The 9352-nt window shown below is 63.7% G+C and carries 11 protein-coding genes; 2 read left to right on the plus strand and 9 right to left on the minus strand.

The window, feature by feature from the left end; all coding sequences use genetic code 11:
* Window positions 1-55: 55 nt before the first annotated feature.
* A complete protein-coding gene (locus tag MnOB_RS27505) occupies window positions 56-469 on the minus strand; it encodes a VOC family protein (protein ID WP_077527714.1) in 414 nt (137 codons plus the stop codon).
* Window positions 470-529: 60 nt separating this feature from the next.
* Here MnOB_RS27505 and MnOB_RS27510 point away from each other — a divergent pair, with 60 nt between their 5' ends.
* Window positions 530-832: a putative quinol monooxygenase gene (locus tag MnOB_RS27510; RefSeq protein ID WP_077527715.1), complete on the plus strand. Its 303-nt coding sequence runs from the start codon at window positions 530-532 to the stop codon at window positions 830-832.
* Between the two features lie 145 nt (window positions 833-977).
* On the opposite strand, the gene tsaA is transcribed toward MnOB_RS27510, so the two are convergent.
* The 6 genes from tsaA to rimO all read right to left on the minus strand — a co-directional run bounded on the left by tsaA (window position 978) and on the right by rimO (window position 5273).
* The gene (gene tsaA / locus MnOB_RS27515) at window positions 978-1670 is read right to left on the minus strand and encodes a tRNA (N6-threonylcarbamoyladenosine(37)-N6)-methyltransferase TrmO (protein ID WP_077527716.1); all 693 of its coding nucleotides are present in this window, start codon (window positions 1668-1670) and stop codon (window positions 978-980) included.
* 1 nt (window position 1671) lies between these two features.
* Window positions 1672-1857, minus strand: coding sequence for a hypothetical protein (locus MnOB_RS27520; RefSeq protein ID WP_077527717.1), 186 nt, complete (start codon window positions 1855-1857; stop codon window positions 1672-1674).
* Between the two features lie 65 nt (window positions 1858-1922).
* Complete coding sequence (locus tag MnOB_RS27525) at window positions 1923-2693, minus strand: SDR family oxidoreductase (RefSeq protein WP_077527718.1); 771 nt, start codon at window positions 2691-2693, stop codon at window positions 1923-1925.
* A 95-nt stretch (window positions 2694-2788) separates the two neighbouring features.
* On the minus strand, window positions 2789-3430 hold the full coding sequence (locus MnOB_RS27530; RefSeq protein WP_077527719.1) for a glutathione S-transferase family protein: 642 nt from the start codon (window positions 3428-3430) through the stop codon (window positions 2789-2791).
* Between the two features lie 49 nt (window positions 3431-3479).
* A complete protein-coding gene (locus MnOB_RS27535) occupies window positions 3480-3830 on the minus strand; it encodes a thiol-disulfide oxidoreductase DCC family protein (RefSeq protein WP_077527720.1) in 351 nt (116 codons plus the stop codon).
* Between the two features lie 120 nt (window positions 3831-3950).
* Window positions 3951-5273: a 30S ribosomal protein S12 methylthiotransferase RimO gene (rimO, locus tag MnOB_RS27540; RefSeq protein WP_077527721.1), complete on the minus strand. Its 1323-nt coding sequence runs from the start codon at window positions 5271-5273 to the stop codon at window positions 3951-3953.
* Window positions 5274-5482: 209 nt separating this feature from the next.
* Here rimO and MnOB_RS27545 point away from each other — a divergent pair, with 209 nt between their 5' ends.
* Window positions 5483-7387 carry a potassium transporter Kup gene (locus tag MnOB_RS27545; protein ID WP_077527722.1) on the plus strand — a complete coding sequence of 635 codons (1905 nt, stop codon included), beginning with the start codon at window positions 5483-5485 and terminating at the stop codon, window positions 7385-7387.
* Window positions 7388-7456: 69 nt separating this feature from the next.
* Here MnOB_RS27545 and MnOB_RS27550 read toward each other — a convergent pair whose 3' ends face one another.
* Window positions 7457-8005 (minus strand): cytochrome b, encoded by a 549-nt coding sequence (locus MnOB_RS27550; protein ID WP_077527723.1) that lies wholly within the window; start codon window positions 8003-8005, stop codon window positions 7457-7459.
* 74 nt (window positions 8006-8079) lie between these two features.
* Complete coding sequence (locus tag MnOB_RS27555; protein ID WP_077527724.1) at window positions 8080-9351, minus strand: virulence factor family protein; 1272 nt, start codon at window positions 9349-9351, stop codon at window positions 8080-8082.
* Window position 9352 lies beyond the last annotated feature (1 nt).

Below are 9352 nucleotides of genomic sequence, written 5' to 3' on the forward strand. Positions count from 1 at the left end.
TCGAACGCTCCAACACAAAGCCCGCCAATTGGCGGGCTTTGTCGTTTCCAGGGAGTCAGACCGGAGAGCTGAAGCGTTGCCCGGAGATCGCCGGGTGGTAGATCGGCTGGATCTTGTTCCCGGCCGGGTCCAGCACGTGGAAGCTGTGGGCGCCGTCGCCATGGGCGAAGGGACGGTCGAGCATGGTCACGCCCTGGGCCTTGAGGTAGTGGTACCAGGCCTCCAGCTCGTCGAGGCTGTCTACAACGAAGCCATAGTGATCCACTGCCTGCGCGCCGCTGCTGGGGACAAAAGCGCGACCGAGGGAGAGATTGTCGTTACCGCAGGTGAGATAGACCAGGTCTTCGTTGGCGCGGTTGAGGACTTCCATGCCCAGCACATCCACGTAGAAGCGCTCGCATTCCTCCAGGTTGGGCACGACGATGGCGATATGGCGCAGGCCATTGAGGCGGCTTGGACGGCTGGGCATTTCTTTGACTCCATTTTTGTATACAATTTTTTGGAAATATAAGACAAAACGGAGTTAAACGTGTACTGCCTTCTCCTCAAAACCCGTCTGCGTCCCGGTAGCCTGGACGCGTTCATGGATGCCATGCGTATCAATGCCGCCGCCTCGGTGCGCGATGAGCCCGGCTGCCTGGTGTTCGATGTGCTGCAGGATCGCAGCGATCCCAACCTGGTATGGCTCTATGAGGTCTATACCGACGAAGCCGCATTCGAGGCACATATGCTGACCCCGCACTTCCTCGCCAGCCGGCCGCTGGTGGAGCCGCTGATACTCGAACAGGACTGTATCGAGGCGGATTCGCTGGCGCTCAATCCCGCCCGTTGAGCAGCGGCTGTGGGGGCATGAGTCATCTTTTTTGTAGGAGCGAGCTTGCTCGCGAACAGCCCGGGCAGGATCTTTTCGCGAGCAAGCTCGCTCCTACACGTCCGGCCATGCGCCAGCTGCGACGGTTGGTGCTGCCCCGGAAAACTCAGCCCCGCGCAATCTCCAGCACGCGAATTCGCCCCGGTTCGGGGTAGTGCCAGCGCACATCCACATCCCACAACCGCGCCCCGTAGCGGCGCTCGGGCTCGGGCTTCTGATAGGCCGGGCGCGGGTCCTGCGCGAGGCACTGTTCTACCAGTTCGGCCAGGGGCTCACCCAGGCGCTGGCCATGCTCATGGGCCTGGAGCAGGGCACTTGGTTCCCAGTCCACGGGAATCAGGCCTGGCGCCGCGTCGGCAATGGCATTCAGTGCGCCATCCTGGCGATCGGCGTAGGGCACATAGGGTTTGATGTCGATTACCGGAGTGCCGTCCAGCAGGTCGATGCCGGATAGCCAGAGTCGCCCGGCCTCGACCTTTTCCAGCTTTACCACCGACTGACCGATGCCGTTGGGACGGTGAGTGGAGCGGCTGGCGAACACGCCGATGGACTGGTTCCCGCCCAGGCGCGGCGGACGCACCTTCAGGCGCGGCTTGTCTTCCAGCGCCTGGTGGAAGAGGAACAGCAGCCAGACATGGCTGACCTGCTCCAGGCCTGCCACGGCTTCGCCTGTGTCGAAGGGCGGCACCAGTTCCAGTACGCCGCGGGCGGCTGGCGCCAGATGCGGCTGGCGCGGGATGGCGAATTTTTCCTTGAAGCAGGAGCGGACGTAGCCGACCGGCGAGATGACGTGCTGCATATCAATAGGGAACGCGGCAGCCGGCGTCGCGGAATGCCCCACCCAGGCGCAGCCAACCTTCGCCCGGGCTGGTCTGGGCGCAAGTCAGCGCGCCGTCCAGCTTGCTTTGCCAGATGAAGAATGGGACCGGCGCGGCGAAGCTCGGGATGGCCAGGGTCAGCAGCAGGGTGAGGAGGGTGAGGCGCATGGGGGTAATTCCGGTGAAGTGCGCGGCTACCCTAGCGCCGCTCCGGGCGCCGCGCAATAGACCGGCTACAGGTGGAAACCACCGTCGATGGGAATGATCGCGCCGGTCATGTAGGCCCCGGCGGTGCTGGCCAGGCTGATGGCCAGCGCGGCCATCTCTTCACCCCGTCCCCAGCGCTTCATCGGGATCAGCGCGGTATCGCGTGCCATGGCTTCCGGGTCGTTGGCGATGAAGCGAGTCATCTTGCTGGGGAAGCGGCCGGGGGCGATCACGTTGACGTTGATGTGTTCGGCCACCAGTTCACGGGCCAGCATCCGCGACAGCTGATGCAGCGCGGCCTTGCTCGGGCCGTAGGCGTAGGCTTCCTCGCCGTGGGAGGTAATGCCCGCCACCGAGCCGATATTGATCACCCGTGCCGGGCTCGCTTCACTGCCGGCCTTGCGCAGCAGGGGCAGCAACTGCTGGATGCAGCTGAATACCGAGGTGACGTTGAGCTGCATGACCTTCTCCCAGCCTTTCGCCGGATAGTTTTCCAGGGGCGCGCCCCAGGTGGTACCGGCGTTGTTCACCAGGATGTCCAGCTGTTCCGTGCGTTGCGCCAGCGCTTCGGCCAGGTTCCTGGCGCCTTCTTCACTGGATAGGTCCGCAGCCAGGCCTTCGCATTGGCCGAAGACGGAGAGTTCGGCTGCAGTTTCACGACAGGCTTCGGCGTCACGGGCGCAGATGAATACGCGGGCCCCGGCTTCGAGAAAGCCCTGTGCGATCATTCGACCGATGCCACGGGTACCACCGGTGACCAGGGCTGTGCGGCCCTGAAGACTGAAATAAGGGTGCATTGCGAACCTCGCGATTGAGCCGGGAAAGGCCCATACCCTAGCCCCGGCATAGCCGGGGCGGGGGCATTATCGAGGCGCGGAATACAGCGGCATTGTCACGCCGGAGCCGCCTGGGAAGCCGCCAGCTCGGCATCCTTGGCCAGGGCGCGCTTGTAGGCCGGGCGTTCGATGAAACGCGCGATGTAGTCCTTGATCGCCGGGACCTCCGGAATCAGTCCGAATTGGGTCGTCCAGTTCAGCGCGCTGCCCCAGAGCACGTCGGCGGCAGTGAACCGTTCGCCAAGCAGCCAGGGACCTTCCTTGAACTGGCCGAGCAGGGTCTTCATGACGCTGTCGAAATCGCCGTAGGGCGAGCGCGATTCGGGGATTGGCTCGCGCTTCTGCACGCGATCCACCACGGCTGGTTCGAAACAGGAGCCGTAGAACACCATCCAGCGCAGGTACGGTCCGCGCAGGGGATCGCCCAGCGGCGGTGCCAGTTTGGCTTCGGGGTAGAGATCGGCGAGGTAGAGGTAGACCGAAACCTGCTCGGTGACCACGGCATCGCCGTGGGTGAGCGTAGGCACCTTGCCCATGGGGTTGATGGCGAGGAACTCGGGCTTGCGCTGCTCGCCGAGCTTCATGTTCATCACGTGGAGGTTGTACTCCACACCCAGTTCTTCCAGCAGGGTCAACGCCCCTGTGGATCGGGTATAGGGGCAGTGGTAGAGGGTTACCTGGCGGTTCTCGGTAGTCATTGTTCTAGGTCCGCGTGGTCCATGGATGAAGCGAGTCTAGACCTTGCCCCTAGAGCCTGCCGTCCCGGCGCAGGCGGCGCAGTACCCAGCGGCGATAGGCCAGTGACAGGAGCGGTTTGATGAGCGGCAGGTCGATCAGCCAGGCCAGCGGGGCCAGCCTCGGAACACGGGCGAGCAAGAGGATGTAGGCATCCAGCTCGCGGTGAATGCGGCCGGCTTCATCCTGGACATGGAGTTCGGTGAGGGCGAGGTACGGATCGATGCCAAGGGCACGCAGTTCTCCGTCGCGGCCGGTGATGTCGATCCATTCCACGCCTGCGGCGGCGCGGGGGAGGGATTCGTACCAGCGCCGGTCGGCAATACAGCGCGGGCAGGCGCCGTCGTAGAAGACCTTGAGCATGGTGGGGCTCTGTTGATGGGTATCGCTGCGCTCAACCACATCCTACGACTAAGAGGGCGCATGAGTGTGCCCAAAAGAAAAAGCCCCGCATCAGCGGGGCTCTTCCATTCAGCTATCGACTCAGACCAGCTCGGCCCACATGTCGTACTCGTCGGCGTCGACAATGCGCACGCGCACCTTGTCGCCCGGCTTCACGCTGGTGGACTCGATGAACACGCTGCCATCGATCTCCGGCGCGTCCGCCCAGGAGCGGGCCACGGCGCCTTCGTCGTCGACTTCATCGATCAGCACGTCCATTTCGCGGCCGATCTTCAGCTGCAGGCGAGCGGTGGAGATGGCCTGCTGGTGCGCCATGAAACGCTCCCAGCGGTCCTGTTTCACATCGTCCGGCACCGGTTCCAGGCCCAGGTCGTTGGCCGGTGCGCCTTCCACGGGGGAGTACTGGAAGCAGCCGACGCGGTCCAGCTGGGCTTCGGTCAGCCAGTCCAGCAGGTACTGGAAGTCTTCTTCGGTTTCGCCGGGGAAGCCGACGATGAAGGTGGAACGGATGGTCAGGTCCGGGCAGATCTCGCGCCACTTCTTGATGCGCGCCAGGGTCTTGTCCTCGAACGCCGGGCGCTTCATGGACTTGAGCACTTTCGGGCTGGCGTGCTGGAAGGGAATGTCCAGGTAAGGCAGCAGCTTGCCTTCGGCCATCAGCGGGATCACGTCATCCACATTGGGGTACGGATAGACGTAGTGCAGGCGGACCCACACGCCCATGGCGGACAGGGCTTCGCAGAGCTCCAGCATGCGGGTTTTCACCGGCTGGCCGTTCCAGAAGTCCAGTTTGTATTTGAGGTCGACGCCGTAGGCGCTGGTGTCCTGGGAGATCACCAGCAGCTCCTTCACGCCGGCCTTGACCAGGCGTTCGGCCTCGGACAGCACATCGCCTACCGGGCGACTGACCAGACGGCCTCGCATGGAGGGGATGATGCAGAAGCTGCAGCTGTGGTTGCAGCCTTCGGAAATCTTCAGGTAGGCGTAGTGACGCGGGGTCAGCTTGATGCCCTGCGGCGGCACGAGGTCGACGAAGGGGTCGTGGTCGACTTTCGGCGGGACCACTTCGTGCACGGCACTGACCACTTGCTCGTACTGCTGCGGACCGGTCACGGCCAGCACGCTGGGGTGCACGTCACGGATGGAGTCTTCGGACACGCCCATGCAACCGGTGACGATCACCTTGCCGTTCTCGGCGATGGCTTCGCCGATGGCATCCAGGGATTCTGCCTTGGCGCTGTCGATGAAACCGCAGGTGTTGACCACCACTACGTCGGCATCCTGGTAGGTCGGCACGATCTCGTAGCCTTCCATGCGCAGCTGGGTGAGGATGCGTTCGGAGTCGACAGTGGCCTTCGGGCAACCCAGGCTGACGAATCCGACTTTGGGAGTAGCGGTGGACATTGCGGCTAACCTCGATGGGCGCTCGGGAGGGCGCCTCTGATCAAAAAGTGCGCAATTCTAGCGGCAGGCGTCAGCCATTTCCACCCTCATCTGTTGTCATTTCGCGGCTAGCCTGTAGGAAGCTGGTGAGGAATGAGTGGGATGCTTCTCATTGCAGGGAAGGCTTCTCGATTTGATGCGCGGCAACAGTCATCAACAGGAAGGTTTAGATGAGCGAAAGCATCTCGCAACCTGCCGAGCAGCATGCCGGACACACGGCTTCCGGCCTCGGCATGCTGGTTGCCGCAGCCGGGGTGGTCTACGGCGATATCGGCACCAGCCCGCTGTACACCCTCAAGGAAGTGTTTTCCGAACAGTACGGCGTCCAGGTCAACCATGACGGGGTCCTGGGGGTTCTTTCGCTCATCTTCTGGTCGCTGATCTGGGTGGTCTCGATCAAGTACATGCTGTTCGTGCTACGCGCCGATAACGACGGGGAAGGCGGCGCCATGGCGTTGACCGCCCTGGCCCAGCGCGCTGCCAAGTCCTACCCCAGGCTGAAGGTAACGGTGGTGCTGCTCGGCCTGTTCGGCACGGCGCTGTTCTACGGCGACAGCATGATTACCCCCGCAATCTCGGTGCTTTCGGCTATCGAAGGTCTCGATCTGGCATTCGACGGCATCAGCCACTGGGTGGTGCCGCTATCGCTGATCGTGCTGGTGGGGCTGTTTCTCATCCAGAAGCACGGCACTGCGAGGATCGGGATTTTCTTCGGGCCGGTCATGGTGCTCTGGTTCAGCGTGCTTGGCGCATTGGGGATCTACGGCATCGTTCAGCAGCCGGAGGTATTGAAGGCGCTCAACCCGTACTGGTGCGTGCACTTCTTCATGACTCACCCGCACGTAGGCGTGGCCATCCTCGGGGCGGTGGTGCTGGCGCTGACTGGTGCCGAGGCCCTTTACGCCGACATGGGACATTTCGGCCGCAAGCCCATCGCCCGAGCCTGGTTCTTCCTGGTGCTGCCGGGGCTGGTGCTGAACTACTTCGGTCAGGGCGCGGCGATCCTGGGCGATGCGTCCGCTGCGCGTAACCCCTTCTATCTGCTGGCGCCGGGCTGGACGCTGCTGCCCATGGTCCTGCTGTCCACCCTGGCGACCGTGATCGCGTCCCAAGCGGTGATTTCCGGTGCTTTCTCTCTGACCCATCAGGCCATGCAACTCGGCTACATCCCGCGCATGTTCGTGCAGCACACGTCGCAGCGGGAGCAGGGGCAGATCTATATCGGCGCGGTGAATTGGTCGTTGATGGTGGGCGTGGTGTTGCTGGTGCTGGGCTTCGAATCGTCCGGGGCGCTGGCCTCGGCCTACGGCGTGGCGGTGACGGGCACCATGTTTATCACGACGTTGCTGGTGTCGGTCGTAATGCTGCTGCTGTGGAAAACGCCCTGGTGGCTGGCGGTTCCGGTGCTGCTGGGCTTCCTCTTCGTCGACAGCCTGTTCTTCGCCGCCAACGTGCCAAAGATCGTCCAGGGTGGCGCATTCCCGGTTATCGCCGGTACCGCGTTGTTCGTCCTGATGACGACCTGGAAGCGCGGCAAGCAGATCGTGGTCGACCGCCTGGACGAATCCGCGCTGCCATTGCCGCTGTTCATCGCCAGCATCCGTTCGCAGCCGCCGCATCGGGTGCAGGGCACTGCCGTGTTCCTCACCGCGCGGACGGACGCCGTGCCCCACGCGCTGTTGCACAACCTGTTGCACAACCAGGTACTGCATGAGCAGGTGGTGTTGCTAACGGTGATCAGCGAGGACACGCCACGGGTGGCACCGGATCGGCGCTTCGAAGTGGATGCCTACGGCGATGGTTTCTTCCGGGTGATCCTGCACTTCGGTTTCATCGAGGAGCCGGACGTACCGGCGGCGCTCAAGCTCTGCCACCTCAATGAACTGAATTTCAGCCCGATGAGCACCACCTACTTCCTCAGCCGCGAGACGGTGATCCCCACCAAACGCATCGGCATGGCGCGTTGGCGGGAGGCCTTGTTCGCCTTCCTGCTGAAGAACGCCAACAGCAACCTGAAGTACTTCAACCTGCCGCTGAATCGGGTGATCGAGTTGGGAACGCAGGTAGAGATTTGAGGGGGCGCTACAGGTCTGCAACGCCCCACGAGGCGGATTTCGGCACCCTACGTCCGATTTCACGAGGGGTCAGTTACGCCCCGGCAGCATCCGCACCAGGGTGTTGTCCCGGCTCACGTAGTGGTGGAACAGCGCGGCCACCGCATGCAGGCCAATGAGCCAGTAACCCGCGGTGCCAGCCAGCTCGTGGAGTTCCTTGATCTGGCCGGCCAATTCCTTGTTCGGGCCGATCAGCGCGGGCAGTTCAAGGCCGAAGAAGGGGATGGGCTTACCGGCAGCGCTGAGAATCAGCCAGCCGGCCAGGGGCGCGCCGATCATCAGCGCGTAGAGCGCCAGGTGCATGAACTTGGCGAGGGCGTTCTGCCAGCTTGCCGGCGCGGGCTGGATGGCCGGAGTTGGCGACATCATCCGCCCGATCAGGCGCAGCCCAACCAGGAAGAACACGGCCAGGCCGAGCATGAAATGCCAGTGCTTGAGCAGTTCGCGAGTTTCGCTGCCTTTGGGGAAGTTGCCCTTCAGCTCAATGCAGGCATAAACGGCTGCAATCAGGACAAGCATCAGCCAGTGCAGGGCGATGGACAGGCTCCCGTAGCGGGCAGGTGCGTTCTTGAGACTCATCAGGGTTCCTCTTTCTCGTTATCGAAACGGCCGGAGAGGATAGCCGCTTTGTCTTAAGCGAATCTGAACGCAGATCAATCCCTTGCCAGCGATACCTGCCGTTTCTCCACTGCTGCCAGCAGTTTCTCTGCCAATGCCGGATAGTTCTCGTCGTAATGGTGGCCTCCCGGCAGCTCCAGGTTTTCCCCGACGGCCCCCGGTTGGGTGCAGCCGCTTTCGTTGGCTTCTTCCTTGCCGAACACGCACAGCACCTTGGTGGACGGCAGTCTGGCCAGTTCGGGGCCGGTGGCGGCTTCCTGGCCGGCCTTGCCAAGCCAGCCCTGCACTTCGATTTCGAAGCTGCCGCTACGCGCGAGAGCCAGCAGCAGGATCGCGTCCACCTGGTCCTGGTCGGCCTTGGGCAGTCGGTTGTAGAAGGCGGGCAGCACGTCGGCGCCAAAGGAGTAGCCGGCCAGCACGAAGCGCTTGGCGCCCCACTTTTCACGGTACTGCTTCATCAGCCGACTGAGATCGGCGGCACCCTGTTCAGGACTCTTGTGCTGCCAGAAGTAGCGCAGCGCGTCGATGCCGACCACTGGATGCTCACGCTTGGCCATCTCGTCCGCCACGGCGCGGTCCAGATCACGCCAGCCGCCGTCACCGGAATAGAACAGGGTGACGGTTTCGACGGGTTTGGCCGCCGGCACTTCCACCACTGGCAGAGGCTCGCCCTGGCCCTGCAGCAGGTTGGCGAGGCGCTGCTGGAGCAGTTGCACGAGGCTGGTGTCGTAGTCGCTGATCAGGGTTTCGGCGTTGGCCTGGTTGCGCGCGAATGCGGCGCTGGGGTCGTCCGGGTTGTCGTTCCACGCCGCTATCCAGTGGCCGTGGGGAGCCCGTTGCGGCAGGGCGGCGGGGCAGTCCGGGGTGTCCAGGCTGAAGTCGATGGACACGGCCCGGGCGTTGTCGTCGCCCTGGCTGGCCAGCCAGCGCCACGCAAAGGACGCGCCCGGGCCGATGCCGGCCACCAGCCCAGGCTCGCCGCCGAGGGTGTCACGGGCCAGCTGCAGGCGTTGCTGCTGCGCCGTGCAATCCTTTTCAGGCAGGTCCAGTTGCAGCAGGCGGGCATTGCCGCTGCGGGCCAGCGCCAGCAGGTCAGCGTCGGCCAGGCGTTGGTCGCCGCGGGCAAGCAACAGCACGCGGTGCTGCACGGCGCCAGCCGGACTGGCCAGGGTCATGGCGCTGCCATCCGGCGATTTCGGGTGATCCAGCCGCGCCTGAGGCGCCGGGCGGCTCCAGACCAACAGGGCGGCGCCGACCAGGATGAGGATCAGGATGAGCAGCAGGCGCCGCCAGTTGCGTTTGAGCATG

This window comes from Metapseudomonas resinovorans, assembly GCF_002003485.1.
GTDB lineage: Bacteria > Pseudomonadota > Gammaproteobacteria > Pseudomonadales > Pseudomonadaceae > Metapseudomonas > Metapseudomonas resinovorans_D.